At 75.3% G+C, this 20,899-nt stretch carries 19 protein-coding genes; 6 read left to right on the forward strand and 13 right to left on the reverse strand.

What is annotated here, in order from left to right; all coding sequences use genetic code 11:
- Positions 1-25 precede the first annotated feature (25 nt).
- The 9 genes from VKA29_RS20040 to VKA29_RS20080 all read right to left on the reverse strand — a co-directional run bounded on the left by VKA29_RS20040 (position 26) and on the right by VKA29_RS20080 (position 7,447).
- Positions 26-457: a VOC family protein gene (locus tag VKA29_RS20040; RefSeq protein WP_324787245.1), complete on the reverse strand. Its 432-nt coding sequence runs from the start codon at positions 455-457 to the stop codon at positions 26-28.
- Between the two features lie 248 nt (positions 458-705).
- On the reverse strand, positions 706-834 hold the full coding sequence (locus VKA29_RS20045; RefSeq protein ID WP_324787246.1) for a hypothetical protein: 129 nt from the start codon (positions 832-834) through the stop codon (positions 706-708).
- 149 nt (positions 835-983) lie between these two features.
- Entirely contained in the window at positions 984-2,306 is a 1,323-nt protein-coding gene (locus tag VKA29_RS20050; RefSeq protein WP_324787247.1) for an aldehyde dehydrogenase family protein, read from the reverse strand.
- A 151-nt stretch (positions 2,307-2,457) separates the two neighbouring features.
- The gene (locus VKA29_RS20055; protein WP_324787309.1) at positions 2,458-2,808 is read right to left on the reverse strand and encodes a YciI family protein; all 351 of its coding nucleotides are present in this window, start codon (positions 2,806-2,808) and stop codon (positions 2,458-2,460) included.
- A gap of 215 nt (positions 2,809-3,023) precedes the next feature.
- Positions 3,024-3,308, reverse strand: coding sequence for a hypothetical protein (locus tag VKA29_RS20060; protein ID WP_324787248.1), 285 nt, complete (start codon positions 3,306-3,308; stop codon positions 3,024-3,026).
- Positions 3,309-3,499: 191 nt separating this feature from the next.
- Positions 3,500-3,664 (reverse strand): hypothetical protein, encoded by a 165-nt coding sequence (locus VKA29_RS20065; RefSeq protein ID WP_324787249.1) that lies wholly within the window; start codon positions 3,662-3,664, stop codon positions 3,500-3,502.
- Positions 3,665-3,780: 116 nt separating this feature from the next.
- Positions 3,781-4,566, reverse strand: coding sequence for a SigB/SigF/SigG family RNA polymerase sigma factor (locus VKA29_RS20070; protein WP_324787250.1), 786 nt, complete (start codon positions 4,564-4,566; stop codon positions 3,781-3,783).
- A gap of 3 nt (positions 4,567-4,569) precedes the next feature.
- Entirely contained in the window at positions 4,570-6,756 is a 2,187-nt protein-coding gene (locus VKA29_RS20075) for an MMPL family transporter (protein ID WP_324787251.1), read from the reverse strand.
- 184 nt (positions 6,757-6,940) lie between these two features.
- Positions 6,941-7,447, reverse strand: a complete 507-nt coding sequence (locus VKA29_RS20080; protein ID WP_324787252.1) for a helix-turn-helix domain-containing protein — start codon at positions 7,445-7,447, stop codon at positions 6,941-6,943.
- Positions 7,448-7,609: 162 nt separating this feature from the next.
- On the opposite strand from VKA29_RS20080, the gene VKA29_RS20085 reads away from it, so the two are divergent.
- From VKA29_RS20085 to VKA29_RS20095, 3 genes are all read left to right on the forward strand, one after another.
- Complete coding sequence (locus tag VKA29_RS20085; RefSeq protein WP_324787310.1) at positions 7,610-9,139, forward strand: SDR family oxidoreductase; 1,530 nt, start codon at positions 7,610-7,612, stop codon at positions 9,137-9,139.
- Positions 9,140-9,215: 76 nt separating this feature from the next.
- Positions 9,216-10,589 (forward strand): deoxyribodipyrimidine photo-lyase, encoded by a 1,374-nt coding sequence (locus VKA29_RS20090; protein WP_324787253.1) that lies wholly within the window; start codon positions 9,216-9,218, stop codon positions 10,587-10,589.
- Between the two features lie 511 nt (positions 10,590-11,100).
- A complete protein-coding gene (locus tag VKA29_RS20095; RefSeq protein WP_324787254.1) occupies positions 11,101-11,823 on the forward strand; it encodes a maleylpyruvate isomerase family mycothiol-dependent enzyme in 723 nt (240 codons plus the stop codon).
- Between the two features lie 415 nt (positions 11,824-12,238).
- On the opposite strand, the gene VKA29_RS20100 is transcribed toward VKA29_RS20095, so the two are convergent.
- Both VKA29_RS20100 and VKA29_RS20105 read right to left on the reverse strand, forming a co-directional pair.
- The gene (locus tag VKA29_RS20100) at positions 12,239-13,483 is read right to left on the reverse strand and encodes an NAD(P)/FAD-dependent oxidoreductase (RefSeq protein WP_324787255.1); all 1,245 of its coding nucleotides are present in this window, start codon (positions 13,481-13,483) and stop codon (positions 12,239-12,241) included.
- 189 nt (positions 13,484-13,672) lie between these two features.
- Positions 13,673-14,788 (reverse strand): MerR family transcriptional regulator, encoded by a 1,116-nt coding sequence (locus VKA29_RS20105; RefSeq protein WP_324787256.1) that lies wholly within the window; start codon positions 14,786-14,788, stop codon positions 13,673-13,675.
- Between the two features lie 331 nt (positions 14,789-15,119).
- Between VKA29_RS20105 and VKA29_RS20110 the strand changes: the two genes are divergently transcribed.
- The gene (locus VKA29_RS20110; protein WP_324787257.1) at positions 15,120-15,560 is read left to right on the forward strand and encodes an SPW repeat protein; all 441 of its coding nucleotides are present in this window, start codon (positions 15,120-15,122) and stop codon (positions 15,558-15,560) included.
- Between the two features lie 167 nt (positions 15,561-15,727).
- Here VKA29_RS20110 and VKA29_RS20115 read toward each other — a convergent pair whose 3' ends face one another.
- Positions 15,728-16,423, reverse strand: coding sequence for a type 1 glutamine amidotransferase domain-containing protein (locus VKA29_RS20115; protein ID WP_324787258.1), 696 nt, complete (start codon positions 16,421-16,423; stop codon positions 15,728-15,730).
- Positions 16,424-16,543: 120 nt separating this feature from the next.
- Here VKA29_RS20115 and VKA29_RS20120 point away from each other — a divergent pair, with 120 nt between their 5' ends.
- Both VKA29_RS20120 and VKA29_RS20125 read left to right on the forward strand, forming a co-directional pair.
- Entirely contained in the window at positions 16,544-17,503 is a 960-nt protein-coding gene (locus tag VKA29_RS20120; protein ID WP_324787259.1) for a LysR family transcriptional regulator, read from the forward strand.
- Positions 17,504-17,571: 68 nt separating this feature from the next.
- Positions 17,572-19,743, forward strand: coding sequence for a hypothetical protein (locus tag VKA29_RS20125; RefSeq protein WP_324787260.1), 2,172 nt, complete (start codon positions 17,572-17,574; stop codon positions 19,741-19,743).
- Positions 19,744-19,906: 163 nt separating this feature from the next.
- On the opposite strand, the gene VKA29_RS20130 is transcribed toward VKA29_RS20125, so the two are convergent.
- Entirely contained in the window at positions 19,907-20,782 is an 876-nt protein-coding gene (locus tag VKA29_RS20130; protein WP_324787261.1) for a fructosamine kinase family protein, read from the reverse strand.
- Positions 20,783-20,899: the final 117 nt, after the last annotated feature.

A 20,899-nucleotide genomic window follows, 5' to 3' on the forward strand; every position in this document is an offset into this window, starting at 1 on the left:
CTTCCTCGGCGGGTGGTGCGGACGGTCAGTGGGTGGCGGGGGCCGCGGGGGCGGCGGGGGCGGCGGGGGCGGTGGGCTGGAGCAGGTCCCAGCGGTTGCCGTACAGGTCCTGGAAGACGGCGACCGAGCCGTACGGCTCGTGCCGCGGCTCCTCCAGGAAGGCGACGCCCGCCGCGAGCATCCGGGCGTGGTCGCGGGCGAAGTCGTCGGTGTGCAGGAAGAAGCCGACGCGCCCGCCGGTCTGGTCGCCGATCCGGGCGCGCTGTGCCTCGTCCCTGGCACGGGCGAGCAGCAGGCCGGTCCCGCCGGATCCGGTGCCGGGTTCGACGACGACCCAGCGGGAGCCGTCGGGGCGCGGACTGTCCTCGGTGAGCCGGAACCCGAGGGCCTCGGTGTAGAAGCGGATCGCCTCGTCGTAGTCGTCGACGACGAGGGTGACCAGGGCGACGCGTCTCATCGTGGCCTTTCGGTGCGGGTGGTCGCGCGAGAGGTTATACGTAGAACGTCGCGGGCGCCAGTCCCGGCCGGACGGGCGCGGGCGGGTGCCGGGGGGCGCTTCGGGGGTCGGCGCGGTGTCGGCCGGCCCGTCGGCGCGGTGTCGGTCGTGCCGGCTGTCGGTCGGTGTCGTGAGGGCCTGCGCCAGTGGACGTCGTGACGGCTGCCCGGCCGGCGTCGTGACGGCCGGCGCAGTGGGCGTGCGTCGTGTCAGCCGTGCGGGCGGCGCGGGTCGTCGAGGCGGCGCGACTGGTCGCCGGTCAGGCGCGGGGCGCCCGCCGCGACGTGCCCGGCGAGCTGGCCGGGGTTGCCGGTGCCGGGGTTCCACGGGGCGTGCACGGCCGGCTCCGGCGCGGTCGGCGGCGGTGCGGCCGACCGGGGCGGGGACGAGGCGGGCCCGACCGCCCCCACCGGCGGCCGGCGGCCGGCGACCGGCGACCGGCGACCGGCGACCGGCGGGGGTACCGGTCGGTCGACGGCGTCCGGGGTCAGCTCAGCGGCTTGTCCAGGACCGCCTTGCGGTGACTGAACGTCTCGATCGAGTAGCGGCCGTGGTAGCTCCCCATGCCGCTCTCCCCCACTCCGCCGAACGGCAGGTCGGAGACGGTGAGATGGGCCAGCGGCAGGCCGTACCCGAGGCCGCCCGAGGAGGTCTCCGCGGCGATCCGGGCGCGGGTGCCGTCGGACTCCGAGAAGACGTACAGGGCGAGGGGCTTGTCCCGGTCGTTGACGAAGTCGATCGCCTCGTCCAGGCCGGAGACGGTCACGATGGGCAGGATGGGGCCGAAGATCTCCTCCCGCATCACCGGCGACTCGGGGTCGACGTCGGCCAGGACGGTCGGCGCGATGAACTTCTGCGCACGGTCGCTGTCCCCGCCCACGACGACGCGGCCGGAGCCGAGCAGACCGGTGAGCCGGTCGAAGTGCCGCTCGTCGACGATGCGGCCGTACTCGCCGCAGGTCCGCGGATCGCTGCCGTACAGCGCCTCGACGGCGCGGGCCAGAGCGGGTTCCAGGGCGGCGGCGGTGGCCGGGTCGGTCAGCACGTAGTCGGGCGCGACGCAGGTCTGTCCGGCGTTGAGGAACTTGCCGCGCGCCAGCCGGTCGGCGACCACGTCGAGATCGACGCCGCGGTCGACGAACGCGGGGGACTTGCCGCCCAGTTCGAGGGTGACCGGGGTGAGGTGCTCGGCCGCGGCGCGCATGACGATGCGGCCCACGGTGCCGTTGCCGGTGTAGAAGACGTGGTCGAAGCGCTGCCCGAGCAGGGCGGTGGTCTCGGGCACCCCGCCCTCGACGACGGCGACCGCGTCGGTGTCGAGGTACTCCGGCAGCAGGCGGGCCAGGGCGGCGGAGGTGGCCGGGGCCAGCTCGCTGGGCTTGGCGACCACCGCGTTGCCGGCGGCGAGCGCGCCGACCAGCGGAGCGAGCAGGAGCTGGGCGGGGTAGTTCCAGGGGGCGATGACGAGGACGACGCCGAGGGGGTCGTACTGCGTCCACGCGCGGGCGTCGGCCCCGAGGTGCGCCGGGTCCGGGGCGGGCTCCGGACGCAGCCAGTCGGCCAGACGGGCGAGGGTGTGGTCGATCTCGCGGACGGTGAAGTCGATCTCGGTGCGGTGGGCTTCGGTGGCGCTCTTGCCCAGGTCGGCGTGGAGGGCGGCGGCCAGGTCGGGCCCCTTCTCGGTGAGCAGCGCGCGCAAGCGGCGCAGTTGGTCGGTGCGCCGGTCCAGGGGCTTGGTGCGGCCGGTGCGGAAGGTGGCCCGCAGTCGGGCCACTACGTCGGCGGGCTGCTCGGGGCTGGGGTGGTTCACGGGTGCCTCGCTGGTGGGGCGGGCCTCGCGGCTCGCCGATGCGGTCTGAACGGTCCGGTCGACCCGGAAGTCGATGCATAGACCAACATTTCATACACCAAAATAAATTCCGGTGCTGTGATGAGATCCGCGGCGGTGCCCCTGCCCGGCGTCAGGCCTCCTCCATGAAGGCGCGTACCTCGATCGGCAGCGTCGTGGCCCACACCGCCCGGCGTCCCCAGCGCAGGGCCGCGTCCAGGTCGGGCGCCTGGATCAGGCAGATGCCGCCCAGGCACTCCTTGCCCTGGGCGTAGGGGCCGTCGGTGGCGAGCACCTCCCCGTTGTGGGGCCGCAGCATGGTCGCGCTCTCCGGGTCGTGCAGTCCTCCGGCGAAGACCCACGCGCCGGCCTCGCGCAGTTCCCGGTGGAACACCTCGAGGTTGTGGCCGATCTCGGCGAGTGCCTCCGCCGAGGGCGGCTCCGCCTCGCTCGGCTGGACCACGCTGAGCAGGTAGTACGTCATGGCGTCCTCCAGGGGCCGGGGTCCTCGTGTCACCTTCCGCACGAACGGCACACCCCCGATTCCACACCGTGCACTGCGGCCTCGCGAGAATTCCCCGTATGCCCCCTCAGCGCACCCGCTCGGCACCACCGCCCGCCGTCCGGCCGACTCCCTGCTTCACCCGGCGGGCGGCACGCGTGAACCAAGGGCATGCCGCCCCGGCCGCAACGACGCCGTCAACCGCTCGGGCCGAGCGGGCCGAGCAGGCCGAGCAGGCCGAGCAGGCCGAGCAGGCCGAGCAGGCCGAGCAGGCCGAGCAGGCCGAGCAGGCCGCGGGAGTGTGGCCGAGGGGGCCGTGGGAGTACGGCGGGGCGGCCGCGGGAGAAGGGCGGGCGGCCCAGCCTGCACCACACCCCGGCAAGGATGCTGGACCGGTCCCGGCTGCCCCGTACGCCAAAGCGGCTGCTGAGCCCGCCGGCCGCCGGGGAGCTGATGGCCGGGCCCGCGTCGCGTTCACCCATGTGCGCGGCCTGCGCCGAGGACGCGGGCGTACCGCCTGACGCGCGCGGCCACGGCCCGCGGCGGGTGTGGCGGTCGTGGCGGGCGGCGGTCAGACCGCAGGGTCGGTCGCGCCGCGCCGCCGCGGAACCGCGCGCGGCGTTCGCGCTCCGGGGGCGGGGGTCGCCGAGCGGAGCCGCAGCAATCATCACTGTCAGTCCTCGTCGCCGGCGACGACCACGAGGAAGGCGTCCGATTCGAGGTCCATCACGACCTCGGCGGGCTCCCCCGCGGCACGGCGCTGCGCGGCGTACTCCTCCGCGGGCCATGATCCGCGCGGAGCTCCTGCGGGGAAACGCTCCAACACCTTCCCGCTCATAGCGGCAGCCACCTCCTGCGTCGGCCTGGGCATCGTCACGACGACTGTCGTGCCCTTCCTCGTGCCCGCAAACAGCGCGGACATGTGCGCCCGGACGGCCGGCCCCGGCGGTTTCCTCAGCCGCGGCCGTCGAGCCGGCTGCGCAGCCGGGCCAGGGTGCGGCTCAGGAGGCGGGAGACGTGCATCTGGGAGATGCCCAGTTCGGCGCCGATCTCGCTCTGGGTCATGTCGCGCCGGAACCGCATGTCCAGGATCCGGCGCTCACGGGCGGGCAGCGCCGCGATCAGCGGACCGAGGGTGGCCACGTCCTCGGCCCTGGCGAGGGCGGGGTCGTCCGCGCCGAGCAGGTCGCCGAGGACCTCGCCCTCGCCCGGTTCCGCGGGCGCGTCCAGGGAGATGGCGTCGTGCCCTTCCGCCGCCTGGAGGCCCTCCACCACCTGCTCCTGCGACAGTCCGGTGCGCCGGGCGAGCTCGCCGACGGTGGGCGAGCGTCCCTCCTCCTGTTCGAACTCGGCGCGGGCCTCCAGCAGGAGGGCGCGGTACTCCTTGAGCTGCCGGGGCACCCGCACCGCCCAGGTGGTGTCGCGGAAGAACCGCTTGATCTCCCCGAACACGGTGGGCACGGCGAAGACCTCGAAGTCGTTGCCCCGGGTCGGGTCGAACCGGTCGATGGCCTTGATCAGCCCGATCGTGCCGGCCTGGAGCACGTCGTCGTACATCTCCGGACGCGGCCGGAAGTGGCGCCCCGCGTACCGCACGAGCCCCATGTTGAGCTCGACGAGCGTGTTGCGGACGTACATGTACGCGGGGGTGCCCTCGTCCAGCGAGCGCAGCCGCTCGAACAGCGGCCGGGACAGGGCACGGGCATCTGCGGGGCCGGTCACGACGGGCTGCAAGGACACGGTTCACTCCTGGGTCGGGATCCTGGCCGACGTGGGCGTCACCCTTTCTTCGGTCGTGTCGGCGGTCGCGGATGCGGTCTCCCGCGACCCGTCGGCCCGGACGGCCGGGGTGCGGCCCTCCCGCCACAGCCGTCCCGGCCACCACACGACGGGGCCGAGGTCGCGGGCGAGGGCGGGCACCAGCAGCGAGCGCACGACCAGGGTGTCGAGGAGCACGCCGAAGGCGACGATGAACGCGATCTGCACCAGGAACGCCAGCGGGATCACCCCGAGGGCGGCGAAGGTCGCGGCGAGCACCACGCCCGCCGAGGTGATCACGCCTCCGGTGCCGACCAGCCCGCGCAGGATGCCCTGACGGACCCCGTGCCGCAGCGACTCCTCACGCACCCGGGACATCAGGAAGATGTTGTAGTCGACGCCGAGGGCGACGAGGAACACGAAGCCGTACAGCGGGACCGAGGGATCGGTGCCGGTGAAGCCGAGGGCGTGCCGGAAGACCAGGGCCGAGACGCCCAGCGTGGCGAGGAAGTTCAGCGCGACGGTGGCCACCAGCAGCGCCGGCAGCAGCAGCGAGCGCAGCAGCAGCGCCAGGATGACGAGGATCACTGCCAGCACGACGGGCACGATGAGGGTGCGGTCCCGTTCGGCGGTGCGCAGGGTGTCGTACTGCTGCGCGGTGTAGCCGCCGACGAGGGCGTCGGCGTCCGGCACCGCGTGCAGGGCGCCGCGGAGCCGGGCCACGGTGTCCTTGGCGGCGTCGCTGTCGGCGGCCGCCTTCAGGGTGACGTCGACGCGTACCCGCCCGTCGACGACCAGCGGGGAGCCGCCGGGCCGGCCGGAGGCGGTGACGCCGGCCGCCGAGGCGACGCCGTCGGTGCGCAGGGCGGTGGCGACGACGCGGTCGAGGCGGTCGGCGTTCGCGATGACGACGGCGGGGTTGCCGGAGCCGCCCGGGAAGTGCCGGGACAGGGTCCGCTGGGCGGCCACCGAGGGCGCGTCGTCGACGAACGTCTCGTCGAGGGGTACGCCCTTGGAGGCGAGGGCGGGGGCGAAGGCGGCAAAGGCGATCAGCACGGCGAGCGAGACGGCCCAGACCTTCCGGGGCGCGCGGTCGACGAGCAAGGCCACGCGCCGCCACACGCCCCGGCCGCCCCCGCGCTCTTCGTCCCCGGCGTGCGGGGCGGCCGGCCAGTAGGCGGCGCGGCCCAGCAGGACGAGCGCGGCGGGCAGGAAGGTCAGCGAGCTCACCAGCGCGCAGACGATGCCGATCGCGCCGACCGGGCCGAGCGCCCGGTTGTTCGTCAGGTCGCTGGTCAGCAGCGCGAGCAGGCCCAGCGCGACGGTCGCCGCGCTGGCCACGACGGCGCCCCAGGACCGACCCAGCGCGGCCCGCACGGCCGCGAACCGGTCGGTGCGCGCGGCCAGCTCCTCCCGGAAGCGGGCCGTCAGCAGCAGCGCGTAGTCGGTCGCCGCGCCGATGACGAGGATGGAGAGGATGCCCTGGACCTGCCCGTCGACCCGGACCACGCCGTGGTCGGCGAGGACGTACACGACGGCGCAGGCCAGGCCCAGCGCGAAGACCGCGCCGATGATGATCACCAGGGGCAGCAGCACGCTGCGGTAGACCAGCAGCAGGATCACCAGGACCGTCACCAGCGCGACGACCAGCAGCAGCCCGTCGATCCCGGCGAAGGCGTCGGACAGGTCCGCGCGGGTCGCGGCCGGTCCGGCCAGCTCGACCGTGCTGCCAGGTACCCGTTCGGCGGCGGCGCGGATCCGGTCGAGGGCGTCGGGCAGCCGCTCCCCCAGGTCGGGCCTGAGCTGGACCACGCCCTCGACGGCCCGGCCGTCCCGGGAGAGCAGGGCGGGCGAGACCTTCCCGGACACGCCCGGCAGGTCCGTCAGGGAGGCGAGGGCCTCACCGGCCGCGGCCTGCCTGTCCCGCATCGGGCCGCCGTCCGCGTCGGTCCACACGACGATCGCGGGCAGCGTCTCGTCCTGCCGGAAGGCGCGCTGCTCGGCGACGACCTCGGTGGACTCGGCGCTGCGCGGCAGGAAGGCGGCCTGGTCGTTGGTGGCGACCTCGCCGAGCCGGCCGGCGTACGGGCCGAGCACTCCGCCGACGCCGAGCCAGACGACGAGCAGCAGCAGGGGGACGAGGAAGCGGCCTCGTCGTGCGGTGAGGGACATGGTTCTCCTGGCTTACGGGACGGTGCCTCGGTCGGGCGCCTCGGCCGGTGTCCGGACCGGTGCCTCGGCAGTACCTCGGCAGGTACCTCGGTACACGTATCTCAATGACAAACAATCTCAATCATTGAGCTAAATGATCGTAGCGACACCTGCTCTTCCGCTGTCCGCGGGTCGGCGGATGCGGTCAGGAGCCGTGGGGCCGCAGAAGGGCGAGTTCTTCGTTCATGGCCGCCACGAAGCGCGTGACCGCGGCCAGTTCCTCGTCCGTGAAGCGCGCGTGCGCCGCCTGCGCGGCCTGCGCGAGGGGCCGGAAGTACGTGCGCGCGGCGGCCCGGGCGTCCGCCGCGTAGTACAGGTGCACCACTCTGCGGTCCGCGCTCTCCCGCACCCGCCGGATGTGCCCGGCGCGCTCCAGCCGGTCGACGCAGGCGGTGACGGCTCCGGAGGTGAGCCCGAGGTGCTCGCGCAGCCGCCCGGGCGTCATCGGCTCGTCGGCGTCCAGGATCGCCGCGAGCGCCTGGACGTCGGTGGCGTGCAGGCCGTGGTCGGCGGCGAAGCCGTGGACCAGACGGTTGATCTCGCCGTTCATCCGCCGCAGGTGCACGGCGAGGGACTGCAGGTCGGTCCCCGCGGGAGGTCCGGGTTCGGGCTGCGTCGCCGGCCGCCGCTCCCGGTCGTCTGCTGTGGCCACGGGGTCACCCTATAGAAGCACGCGCATCCACTGCCGCCGCGTCCGTGGAAGGGATCACAGGGAGCCATGGACGCCATCGACGCCATGGACGCCGTTGACGCCGTTGACGCCATGAACGCCGTCGACGCCATGGACGCCATCGACACGGAGGGCCGGCGACTGATGAACCACGACGAGGGCGGACCCGGGCTGCGCTGTCTCGTGACCGGGGCGACGGGATACATCGGCGGCCGTCTGGTGCCGGAACTGCTCGCCGAGGGGCACACGGTGCGCTGTCTGGCCCGGTCGCCCGGCAAGCTGCGCGACCACCCGTGGGCGGGCGAGGCGGAGGTGGTGCGCGGCGACGTCACGGACGCGGCGTCCGTCGCCGAGGCGATGCGCGGCATCGACGTCGCCTACTACCTGGTGCACGCCCTGGGCAGCGGCGCCACGTTCGAGGAGACCGACCGCCGGGCGGCGCGGATCTTCGGGGAGCAGGCCCGGGCGGCCGGGGTGCGCCGCATCGTCTACCTCGGCGGGCTGACCCCCGTGGGCGTGCCCGAGCGGGAGCTCTCCCCGCACCTGCGGTCCCGGGCCGAGGTGGGCCGGATCCTGCTGGCGTCGGGCGTGCCGACCACCGTGCTGCGCGCGGCGGTGGTCATCGGCTCGGGCTCGGTCTCCTTCGAGATGCTGCGCTACCTGACCGAGCGGCTGCCGGTGATGGTCACCCCCAGCTGGGTGCGCACCCGCATCCAGCCGGTGGCGGTGCGCGACGTGCTGCGTACCCTGGCCGGCAGCGCGCGCATGCCCGCCGACGTCAACCGCGCCTTCGACATCGGCGGACCGGAGGTGCTGACGTACCGGGACATGATGATGCGGTACGCGGCGGTGGCCGGCCTGCCGCGCCGGATCATCGTGCCCGTACCGGTCCTCACCCCCCGCCTCTCCAGCCACTGGGTCGGCCTGGTGACGCCGGTGCCGGCGTCCATCGCGCGGCCGCTCACCGAGTCGCTGCGCCACGAGGTGATCTGCCACGAGCACGACATCGCACGGTACGTACCCGACCCGCCGGGCCATCCGATCGGCTTCGACGAGGCGGTGCGGCTGGCGCTGAAGCGGGTCCGGGACGCCCAGGTGACCACCCGCTGGTCGTCGGCGTCGGTGCCCGGGGCACCCAGCGATCCGCTGCCCACCGACCCCGACTGGGCGGGCGGCAGTCTGTACACGGACCGGCGCGAGCTGCCCGTGAACGCCTCGCGGGAGGCGCTGTGGCGGGTGATCGAGGGCATCGGCGGGGAGAACGGCTGGTACTCCTTCCCGCTCGCCTGGGCGGTGCGCGGCCGGCTGGACCGGCTGTTCGGCGGGGTCGGCCTGCGCAGGGGGCGGCGCGACGCGGCCCGGCTGCGCGTCGGCGACTCGCTGGACTTCTGGCGGGTGGAGGAGATCGAGCCCGGGCACCTGCTGCGGCTGCGCGCGGAGATGCGGCTGCCGGGGCTGGCCTGGCTGGAGATGCGCGCGGAGACGGACGACGAGGGCCGCACCCGTTACCGGCAGCGGGCCCTGTTCCACCCGCACGGGCTGCTCGGGCACGCCTACTGGTGGAGCGTCTCGCCCTTCCACGCCGTCGTGTTCGGCGGGATGGCCCGCAACATCGCGCTGGCCGCCGCACGGACCCCTGCCCCACCGGCGGGGGCACGCACGTCGGCCCGTTGACGGCCGCATCCGCCGGCTCGCCCCGGCCGGAAACACCTCACCGACCGCTTCCTTCCCGTCACCCGGAGTACGCCCCATGAACGTCTCGGTCGTCCTGTTCACCTCGGACCTGCGTCTGCACGACCATCCCGCGCTGCGGGCCGCGTGCGAGGCGCACCGGGTGGTCCCGCTGTTCGTGCGTGACCGGGGCGTGGCGCGGGCCGGCTTCGCCGCGCCCAACCGGCTGGCGTTCCTCGCCGACTGCCTGCGCGACCTCGACGCGGGCCTGCGTGTGCGCGGCGGGCGGCTGGTGGTCCGCTCCGGGGACGTCGTCGAGGAGGTGTGCAAGGTGGCCGCCGAGACGGACGCCGACGAGGTCCACATGGCGGCCGACGTCAGCGGCTACGCGCAGCTGCGCGAGCGGCGGCTGCGGCGCGCCCTGGAGGCGGAGGGCAGGCGGCTGCACGTCCACGACACGGTGACCACGGCGGTCACGCCCGGCGCGGTGGCGCCGAGTTCCTCGGACCACTTCGCCGTGTTCACCCCGTACTTCCGGCGGTGGTCCGGGCTGCGGCTGCGCGATCCGCTGGCCGCGCCGCGCACCGTGCGGGTGCCGGACGGCGTCGGCTCCGAGCCGCTGCCCTTCCGGGCCGGCCTCTCCGGGCTGTCGCCGGCCCTGGCGGCGGGCGGCGAGTCGGAGGGCCGCAGGCGCCTGTCCGCCTGGCTGCGCGGCGGGCTCGCCGCCTACGAGGAGCGCCAGGACGACCTGGCCGGTGACGCCACCTCCCGGCTCTCGCCGCACCTGCACTTCGGCACGGTCTCCCCCGTCGAGGCCGTCCACCGGGCCCGGAAGGCGGGCGGGCCGGGCGCCGAGGCGTTCGTACGGCAGATCGCCTGGCGGGACTTCCACCGCCAGGTGCTGGCGGCCCGGCCCGCCGCGGCCGCCGCGGACTACCGCACCAAGCACGACCGCTGGCGCTCGGAGCACGCGGCGGCCGAGGACGTCGCGGCCTGGCGGGAGGGCCGTACCGGCTATCCGCTGATCGACGCGGCGATGCGCCAGCTGCGTCACGAGGGCTGGATGCACAACCGGGGCCGGCTGCTGACCGCGAGCTTCCTGACCAAGACCCTGTACGTCGACTGGCGCGTCGGCGCCCGGCACTTCCTCGACCTGCTGGTCGACGGCGACATCGCCAACAACCAGCTCAACTGGCAGTGGATGGCGGGCACCGGCACCGACACCCGGCCCAACCGCGTCCTCAATCCGGTCACGCAGGCCAAGCGGCACGACCCGGACGGCACGTACGTCCGCCGGTGGGTTCCCGAACTCGCCCGGCTCGACGGCCCCGCGGTGCACGAGCCGTGGAAACTCCGGGGCCAGGACCGGGCCGCCGTCGCCGGCTACCCGGACCCGATCATCGACCTCGCCGACGGCCTGGCCCGCTTCCGGCGCGCCCGGGGCGTCGAGTGAGGGATCCGCGGGGGCGCGGCCGCCCGAGCGCCGCGCAGGGCCTCGCCGGCTCCCGGAACGCGCGCACCGCGGGTCGCGTCTTCCCCTACATCGACCGCCGACCCGGCCCGGCCCCGGCCCGGCCCCGGTGTGCGCACGTCCGGGCTCCGGGTTCGCCGGGACCCGGACGGCACCGCCGGCATGACGCGTCACGCCGAAGCCGGGCACAGGGTCCTCACCGACGAACGGGACGCTGTCATCGGACTCGCGGGGAGACTCGCGGGCGAAGACATGTCGGAACCCGGCCGCCGGACACGCCCCTGACGGTCCCTCGGCCCCGCGGCCCCGCGGCCCCCGGAGCCCGGCGCCCGGTGCCCCGCCGGGCGCCGGGCTCCGGCGGGGCGGGGCTCCGGCGGGGCCGGGCTCCGGCGGGGCGGGGCTCCACCGGACGAACGACGTGCGGGTCGCCGCGGGCCGGGAACAGGGGAGACGACCGTCGTCACCGCGATCCGCCGTCACCGATCGGAGACCCATGCCTCCCGACAGCCCCGCCTCGGTCCTGCCTCTGCTGCACGCCTCCGTCGACCGGCTGCTCGCGACCGCGGCCGCGCTGTCGGACGAGGAGGTACGGGCGCCCTCGCTGCTGCCCGGCTGGACCCGCGGCCACGTCCTCACCCATCTGGCCCGCAGTGCCGACTCCCGCAGCCGGCTGCTCGCCTCCGCCCGTTCGGGCGCCGACCTGCCGCAGTACGCCGACGAGGCCCAGCGGGAGCGCGAGATCGAGGCGGGCGCGGGCCGGTCCGCCGCCGCGCTCCTCGACGACATGGACACCGCGCTGCACCGTTTCCTCGCCGCGGCCCGGGACCACCCGCGGGACGCCTGGGAGGTACCGGTGCGCTGGCTGGGCGGCGGCCCGAAGCCGGTGCGCGGGGCCGTGGGGAGCATGCTGCGCGAGGTGGAAGTGCACCACACCGACCTGGCCACCGGGCACGGCCCGGCCGACTGGCCCGCCTTCTTCGTCGCCCGGGAGCTGGAGACGACCGTGGGGAGACTCCGCGGCGACCCCGACGCCCCTCCGATGACGCTGTGCGCGGACCAGGACCGGACCGGGTGGGTCGTCAAGGACGGACGGGGACCACGGGTGACGGGTCCGGCGGCGGAGCTGCTGGGCTGGCTCACCGGCCGGACCGACGGCAGGGCACTGACCGTCGAACCGCCCGGCCCCCTGCCGACGCCACCGGCCTGGCGCAGCTGACCCGGCCCTCCCGCCGGGCCGGTGCGCCCCGCGCGCCCCCGGCGGTCGGCGGTCGGCGGTCGGCGGTCGGCGGTCGGCGGTCGGCGGTCGGCGGTGGCGGAGCGCCCGCCCGGCACCGGGCATCTCGCGGCTCCGCGTCTCCCGTCCGCTGCACGGCGTCATCACCGGCCCGCGGCAGCAGCTCACGACGCGGAGCGGCGCGACCGGCGGAGGGCGTCCCCACCCCGGAGGCGTGGCCGGTCCGGCGGTCCCGTCGGCGGGTGCGCGCCCCTGTCCGGGTCGGGCCCGGCCCTCCCGGGCAGGCCGGGAACCGGGCGCGCGGTAGGGCGGACCGGCGCACGGCAAGGCGGACCCGGACACGCGCCGGGGGAACCGCCCGGCTGCCGACGGCACGGATCCCGCGGCGACCGCCCCGCTAGCGGCGGCGCAGATCCCGCAGCACCTCGCGGGCCGCGCGGGCGCCGGACGCCAGCGCGCCCTGGACCGAGCCGGTGGCGCGGTGGTCGCCGCAGACGTGACGGGCGGGCGAGACCCGGGTGGTGCGGCTGAGCGGCTGCGGCGGGGGCATCGCGGGCAGCGCGTCCGTGACCGTGCGGGCGGTCAGCAGGTCCCAGCCGCCGGTGGAGGTGTCGTAGACCTCGGCGAGCGCCTCGCGCACGGACCTCTCCCGTCCCGGATCGTCCCCGCCGAGGACGGAGGTCGCGACGAGGGCGGAGCCGACGGGCGCGTACGGCGGGACGACGTCGCTGAGGACGACGGTGTTGAGGAACCGCCGCCGCTCGTCGACGAGGAGGGTCGGCTCGCCGAGCGGTGAGCGGTCGGTGACGTGGTAGTACGTCGTCACCGTCCGGTAGGCGGGCAGGTCGAGGCCGGGCAGCAGGCCGACCGCCGGGCCGGGACCGGTCGCCACCACCACGGCCCGCGCGGGCAGTTCGGCGCCGTCGGCCGTGACGGCGCCGTCGTCGGTGAGCGCGGCCACCGGAGTCTCCAGGCTCACGGTGCCGGCCGGCAGCGCGGCCGCGAGCGCGCGGGGCACCGCGCCGATCCCCTCGGCGGGCAGGCACAGGGTGCCGCGCAGCATGGCGCGCCACACGAGGTGGAAGAACCGGCTGGAGGTCTCCAGTTCGTCCTCCAGGAACACCCCGGACAGGAACGGGCGGAAGAACCGCTCGACGAACGCCTCCGAGAATCCGGCATCCGCCAGGGCCGTGCGGGTGGTGCGGTCCGGCGACCGCTTCACCACCCGGACGGGGGCGAGCAGGTCGCGGGCCGACAGGGCGCCGAGCGCCACGAGGTCGCGGGGTCCGGCGAGGCGGCCGGGAAGCAGGTCGGGCAGGGTGCGGGGACGGCGGGTGGGGTCGTCGAAACGCAGCCTGCCGCGCCCGGTGTGGATCAGGACGCCGGGCGTGAACGGACGGAGCCGCAGTCCGCGCAGCGACAGCCGGCGCCGGACCTGCGGGTACGACGTGTTGAAGACCTGGAAGCCGCGGTCGACGAGGAACCCGTCGACCCGGTCGGAGCGCATCCGCCCGCCGACCGCGTCGGACGCCTCCAGGACGTGGACGTCGAGGCCCGCCGCGAGCAGGTCACGGGCGCAGGCGAGTCCGGCGACGCCTGCGCCGATCACCAGGACGTCGGGGGTGTGGGCGGGCGCGGGCACGATGGGACCCCTCGGGCTGTCGGGCGCCCGGACCTGCCGGGCGGCGGCGTTCGTGCGCCGTCACGCACGTGTGTGGATCCCTTCCCGCCGTGCACCGCCCGCGGATGCGCCGGACGGGCGGTCTCCGCCCCCGGGGGAGCCGGGACGGATCAACGCCCCCACCGAGCCGCGCCCGGACGCCGGGGGTCGTCATCCCCGCTCGGCCGGTGCCTCGCCCCGCGCCGCGCCGGACACGATGTCCAGGGCGTCCTTCAGGGTCGCCGGTCTGAGCAGCCCGCGTGCCGACGGGCCGGACCAGCCGGGCCCGCCCAGGACCACCAGCGGCTGTCTGCGGGCGCCCTTGACCCCCCACCGGGTGCCGGCGATGTGACGGGCCAGCGGCAGGCTCGCCGTGGAGCGCGCCTGCGCCCACAGCACGACGGCGGACGGGCCGAGCCGCTGCACCGCCGCCGCGAGCGCCTCCGCGGGCACGGCGGCCCCGAACATCCGCGTGGGCAGGCCGAGTTCACAGAGGGCGGCGTTGAGCGCCTCGATCGGCAGGGTGTGCTGCTCGCCGGGCACGCAGGCCAGGACGACGGGCCCGGCCACCGGGGAGTCGCCCTGCCGTCCGGGGGGCGGGGTGCACCGGCGCAGGATCGTGGAGACGTGCCAGGACAGCAGGTGCTCGACCTCGACGTAACGGTCGCCGGACGAGGCCCACTTGCGGCCCACCGCGTGCAGCGTCGGCACCATGACCTCCTGCCAGGCGACGGCGATGCCGTACTGCTCCACGGCGGCGGCGAGTTGCCGTTCCACGGCCGGGGCGTCGAGGCGTACGGCGGCACGGGCCAGACCCCGGAACTCGTGGCGCACGTCGCCGAGGGGCAGGGTGCGGGCCGCGGTGGAGGGGCCGCGCGCCTCGGGCTCCCCGGTCTCCCGCGCCGACCGGGTGTCCTGAGACTCCCCGGACTCCCCGGACACACGGGGCTCCCGGAACTCGCCGGACTCCCGGGGCTCCTCGGGCACGCCGATCGCGGTGGGCGAGCCGGCCGTCTCCCGGGCGGCGCGGGCCGCCTCCGCCGGCGGTACGCCGGAGGACGTCAGCCGGCACATCGCCTCGAGCACCGCCACGTCCCGCGGGGTCCAGCGCCGGTGCCGGCCGTCGGCGCGGACGGCGGGGCCGATACCGTAGCGGCGATCCCAGGAGCGCAGCGTGGTGGGCGAGACGCCCAGCCGACGGGCCAGCGCGCCGGTCGTCAGGGGCACGTCGGCCCCGTGGGAAGCCGGGCCGGCGCCGGGGTCCGGGGCGGCGGGTGGCTCGCTCATGGGGCGACTATACGACGCAGAATCGATGCGAGTTGATGACCTTGCTCCCCGGCTCCGACCATGGGAACACCGGGGGCCGCCTCCCCGGCAGACGCCCCGAGGCCGCCCGGGCCGCAGGTGCCCGCCGGCCCCCGGTACGGCCCGGGCGGACGTCCCTCCCGCCTGCCCTGCGCTGCCGACGCCAAGCTCTACACATAAGGGGCGAATAAGCGCAAAATGGACTCAGGCGGCGCTATCCGCGCACCGCACTCGAGATCAGCACATCAACACGTCGACCATCGGCAATCGACAGATCGACGCGGTCGGACTTGCGAACCGAAGGAGGCGAGTCATGGCCAACGTCTCGCGCACCAGGGCCGACATGGCCGGTCACCCCGACGTGACCGAAATGCGGGCGCGCTACGCCCGTGTGCTCGGCGGTCGCGACGTGGCGCTCGTGGACGGACCGGTGTTCCTGCTCGGCCTGTACTGCGCGGTATCCCCTTGGATACTCCACTACACGACCAGCCAGCCCGCGCTCGTGACCCACAACCTGGTGGTGGGCATCGCCATCGGACTGCTGGGGCTCGGCTTCACCGCCGCACCCGAGCGCATGTACGGCCTGAGCTGGGCCATGTCCGCACTGGGCGTCTGGATGATCATCGCCCCGTGGATCGTCGGCACCGGTCCCGACGCGGGGATCATCTGGAACAACGTCGTCATCGGCGCCCTGGCCGTGATCCTGGGGCTCGTGTGCGCCGGCACGGCGGCGAGGAGCGCCCCCAAGCCGTAGCGGCCCGGCGGCGAGGAGCGCCCCCAGCCGTAGCGGCACGGCGGATGCGAGCCGTAGCGGCCCGGCGAGGACGCTACACGGCGAGCACGCGACACAGTGAGAAGGGACGGCACACAGGCCGGTCCGCGCGAGGCGGACCGGCCTTTTCGCCGCGCCGCCCGGCGGGGTCAGCCGAGCCTCTTGAGCAGTTCCGCGGCCAGCGGGGCGGAGGAGGCGGGGTTCTGGCCGGTGACGAGGTTGCGGTCGACGACGACGTTCGGCGTCCACGGCTCCTTCTCCTCGACCCGCACGCCGGCCTCGGTCAGCCGGTCCTGCAGCAGCCACCGGGCCTTGTCGGCGAGCCCGGCCTGGGTCTCCTCGGCGTTGGTGAAGGCGGCCACGCGGTATCCGGCGAAGGCGTTGGCACCGTCGTCCCCGGTGGCGGCGAGGAGGGCGGCCGGGCCGTGGCAGACGACGCCGAGCGGCCGACCGGAGCGGAGGGCGGCGGTCAGCAGCCTGCCGGACTCGGCGTCGACCGCCAGGTCCTCCATCGGGCCATGGCCGCCGGGGTAGAACACGGCGGCGAAGTCGTCGAGGTGGACGTCCTCCAGGCGCACGGGGTGCCGCAGTTCGGTCATCCCGTCGAGCGCGGCGGCGATGCGGTCGGCGTTCTCCTGCCCGCCGTTGGCCTCGGGCGCGAGGCTGGCCCGGTCGACCGGCGGCACGACACCGCCCGGGGTGGCGACGACGATCTCGTGGCCGGCCGCCTTGAACGCCCCGTACGGGGCCACGGCCTCCTCGGCCCAGAAGCCGGTGGGGTGCTCGGTGCCGTCGGCCAGGGTCCAGTGGTCGGCGCCGGTCATCACGAAAAGGATCTTCGACATGGTGTCTCTCTCGGGTCGCTGCCTGGGTGCGCTCGCCGACGCCGTGCGGCAGGTCGTCGGTGCGGCGCCGCAGTCGACCGTATGCCCGCCGAGCCATTGGATTCCAATAGGCTCACCCATATGAGAGATAGGGAAGCCGATGGCAGGCAGGAAGCCGGGCAGGCCGGCGGCACGGCGGCGCTCGATCTGAACCTGCTGCGCACGTTCCTGGCCGTCTACCGCACCGGTTCCTTCACCGCCGCGGCCCGCCTGCTCGGCCTGTCCCAGCCCACCGTGACCACACAGATACGCGCCCTGGAGCGGCAGCTGGGCCGGGAGCTGTTCCAGCGGCAGGCGCGCGGCGTCTCCCCCGTTCCGCACGCCGACGAACTCGCCGCCCGCGTCGTCGAACCACTGGACGCCCTCGCCGCGGTCGCCGGTCCGGGCGGGGCCGTCGAGGACCGGCCGCCGGAGCCGGTGCACCTGGCCGGCCCCAACGAGTTGCTGACCCACAGCGTCCTGCCCCGCATCGCCCCGCTGATCGACCGAGGGGTACGGCTGCGCGTCACCCCCGGCCTGACCGAGCCGCTGCTGGCGGAGCTGCGGGCGGGCCACCACGACCTGGTGATCGCCACCTTCCGGCCGCGGGGCCGCGCCCTGGTCTCCACGCCCCTGTCCGACGAGGAGTTCGTGCTGGTCGCCTCGCCCGGCCGGGCCGCGCGCATCGGCGGGCCGGCCCGGATCGCCGCCGCGGGACCCGCCGCCCTGCACGGCGTCCCGCTGGTCGCCTACGCCGACGACCTGCCGATCGTCCGCCGCTACTGGCGCCATGTCTTCGGCCGGCGGCTGGTGTGCCAGGCGGCCGTCACCATGCCCGACCTGAACGCGGTGAAGGCGGCGGTGGCCGGCGGCGCGGGCTTCACGGTCCTGCCCCGCTACCTGTGCGCCGCCGAGCTGGCCGCGGGCGCCCTGGTCGCGCTGCACGCCCCGGACGACCCTCCGATCAACACCGGGTTCCTGGTCCAGCGCCCCGGCGCCCTGGCCAACCCGCACGTGACCCTGGTCCGCGACCACCTGCTGCGGACCGCGCGCGACGGCTGAGCGCCGCCCCGCGTCCGCCCCGGAAAACCCCGGTGCGCAGGCCCGTGCGGCCCTGGGATCATGCCGCAATGTCCCAGAACCTCGAACAGCTGGTCGTACGCCACACCCACCGCCTCCCGCTGCCGTCCGGCCCGGCCGGTCAAGGGGACGTCGCGGCACGGCAGTTCGACGCCGTGCTGATGTCCGTGGGCTTCAAGCTCTCGGCCGAGCTGCTGACGCGCCTGTCGGGGCTGTCCGCGGGCACGGTCGTCGACACCGCCGTGCGCACCCTGCGGACCGTACGCGAGATGACCGGCGACCACGTGCGGCACAACACGTACTTCGTCGGCTTCCCGGCCGGCGTGCCGGACACCGTCGACTTCTGGATGCGCTGCGTCACCGAGGCGCTCGCCGACGACACGTCCCGCGAGAGCACGCTCGCCCAGCTGAGCGACGGCGTGCTGGACCTGCTCACGCTGCCTTCCTACGGCACCTACCGGCACACCTACGAGGAGATGCTCGCCGCCCACGACGAGCTGATCGCGGCGGCGGGCGACCGGATGACCGTCCTGCACCCCGGCGGGGCGCCGCGGGAGGAGATCACCGGCCTGTACCTGGCGCTGGCGGGCAGCGGCACGCCGCTGGGCGACGACGGCCTGCGCGACCTGGAGACCCTCGCCGGGGCCTGCGTGGACGGGCCGCAGCCGGAGGCGATCCCGGTCCGCGAGAACCGGGCGGTCGTCAACCGGGCCCGCCTGACGGCCGGCGCGGACCTCCTGCTGGACACCGTCACCGACGTGCTGCGGCTGGCCTGCGCGCTGTCGGGCGGCGACGTGACCCTGCGGGAGCCGACCCGGTTCCGTACGCTGCCCCGCCCGGTCCGCCGGGCCCTGCTCGCCGGCCTGGACGCGGTCGTCGCGGCGGCCCCCGCCAAGCTGGCGGACGTGACCGCGCACCGCGAGGCGTTCAAGCGGCTCGGCGAGCGCCTGCACCCGCACGAGTTCCCCAAGTGGCCGCACGCGGCGGAGGTGTTCGCCGTCGCCCGCGGCGAGAAGCGGGCGCGCTCCTTCGACAGCCGGGTGGAGGAACTGCTGGGCATGCACGACGTCACCGGGGCCACGGAACTGCTGAAGTCCGCGCCGGGCAAGCTGTTCAGGTCCCTGGACCGGCTGCTGCGCACGGCCCTCACGCAGGACGAGCGGGACGCCGTGGTGGCCGCCGCCGAGCAGGCCGCCCCCATGGTCGCCGGCCGGGTCGTGCTGGCGGTGCGCGAGCACCTGCACAACCGGGCCCGGCAGACCGGCGAGCAGCGTGTCTTCGTCAACCGGCTGGGCCGTGCCTGGGTCACCGCGGACGAGCGACCGCCGGTGCTGCCGCCGGAGCGGGCGCGGCTGATCTCACTCCTCGACGCGGAGACCGGCCGCCGACTGCCGTCCCCGCAGCGGCTGTTGGTCGACCCGGACGTCCTCGACGTGGCGCTGCCGCTCAGCGGCAGGGCGACCGCGTCCGGTCTCGGCGTGCTGCCCCGCGGCTCCGTCTCCCCGGTCGAGGGCGAGCTGCTGCGCTTCTTCGTGTACTGGAAGCAGGCCGGACTCCGCACGGACTACGACCTGTCGGCGCTGATGCTGGACGCCCGGTACCGGACCACCGCCTGGCTGTCGTACACCGCGCTGAGCGGGTACGAGGGCGAGCACTCCGGTGACATCACCGAAGCGCCGGACGGCGCCTCGGAGTTCATCAACCTCCGGCTGGGCGCCGTGCGCGGCGCCTACATCGTGCCGCAGGTCCACATCTTCGCGGGCGAGGGCTTCGAGGAGGTCGAGGAGTCCTTCTTCGGATTCATGCTGCGCGAGGGCGAGCAGCGGGGCCGGCCGTTCGAACCGCGCACCGTGCGCATGAAGTCGGAGCTGCGCGGGCCGGGGCGGGTCGCGGTGCCGCTGGCGTTCCGGCGCGAACGGGACGGCCGCTGGACCGCCCGGTGGCTGCACCTGTATCTGAGGGGTCTGGACACGGGCAACCGGGTCGAGGGTCACCGGGTGACGCTCTCGACGCTGCTGCGCGGCATCGTCGAACGCGAGTACCTGACCGTGCGCCACCTCACCGGTCTGATGGCCGCCGGCGGGGCCGACATGACGCTGTGGGACGGCGGTGCGGTCCCGGACGGCCCCGTCACCTACATCGGTCTGGAACGGCCCGACGGACTGCACCCGGACTCCCGGGTGGTCACCCCGGAAAACCTGCGCGACCTGATCCCCGTGTGACTGTTAGGGTGGCCCGCAGGCGAGGCCATGAACGGGCTTCCTTCTCAAACTCCTTCTCCGAATTAGTCCGTTCGCTCTCCTCGCCGCCGACGTGACCGAAGGGGCGTCGTACGGCCGGGCCGTACGACGCCCCTTCGGTCCGCTCAGGGCTCTCGGTCGTGGTTCACGCGGCGACGGCCGCCCGGGCCGCGGCGAGGGCCTGTTCGGCGTAACCGCGCCCGAACAGCACGGCGTGCACCAGCAGCGGGAACAGCTGGTGCAGCCCGACGCGGTCTCTCCAGCCGTCGGCGAGCGGCGCGGCCCGCCGATACCCGTCGAGCACGTGCTCCAGGTACGGGCAGCCGAACAGGTGGAGCATGGCCAGGTCGGTCTCCCGGTGCCCGCCGTGCGCGGCCGGGTCGATCAGCCAGACGTGCTCCCCGTCCCACAGCACGTTGCCGTTCCACAGGTCGCCGTGCAGCCGGGCCGGCGGCTCGGCGGGTCCGGCCAGTTCGGGCAGCCGCTCGCAGACCCGCTCGACGACGGCCGCCTCGGCGGGCCGGACGGTGCCGGCGTCGACCGCGCGACGCAGATACGGCAGCACCCGGTGCTCGGCGTACCAGCGGGGCCAGTCGGTGCCGGGGACGTTGCGCATGGGGGCCAGGCCGATGCGGGCGTCCGCGGGGCCGCCGGGCGGCGGGGCGCCGAACGCGGGCGCGCCCGCCGCGTGCAGGGCGGCCAGCTCGCCCCCGAACCGCAGCGCGGTCCCGGGCGTCGGCCGGCCGTCGGGCACGCGAGCGGTCACCAGCCAGTGCCGGTCACGGCCGTGCACCCGCGGCACCCGCACCGCGCCGGCCTCGGCCAGCCAGCGCAGCCCGGCCTCCTCGGCCCGCACGGCGGGCTCGTCACCGCGTTTGACCATCACGGGCCGGCCGTCGTCCAGGGTCACCTCGGCGAGCGCGGCGGACAGGCGGCGTTCGCCGCGCACGGCACACCCGGTGACGCGCGCCGCCGCGGCGGCGGGCCCGTCACCGCCCGCGGCCGTCCGGCGGGCGGTCATCGGGCACGCTCCGGGCCCTGGAGTCCGGTCGCCGCCGTCGCGCGGACGGCGGGCGCGGACCGGTGGTGACGTCCGGTGCGGTCGAGGCGGGGCACGGCGACCAGGGTACGGCGGGAC

Source organism: Streptomyces sp. H51, from assembly GCF_035656535.1.
GTDB lineage: Bacteria > Actinomycetota > Actinomycetes > Streptomycetales > Streptomycetaceae > Streptomyces.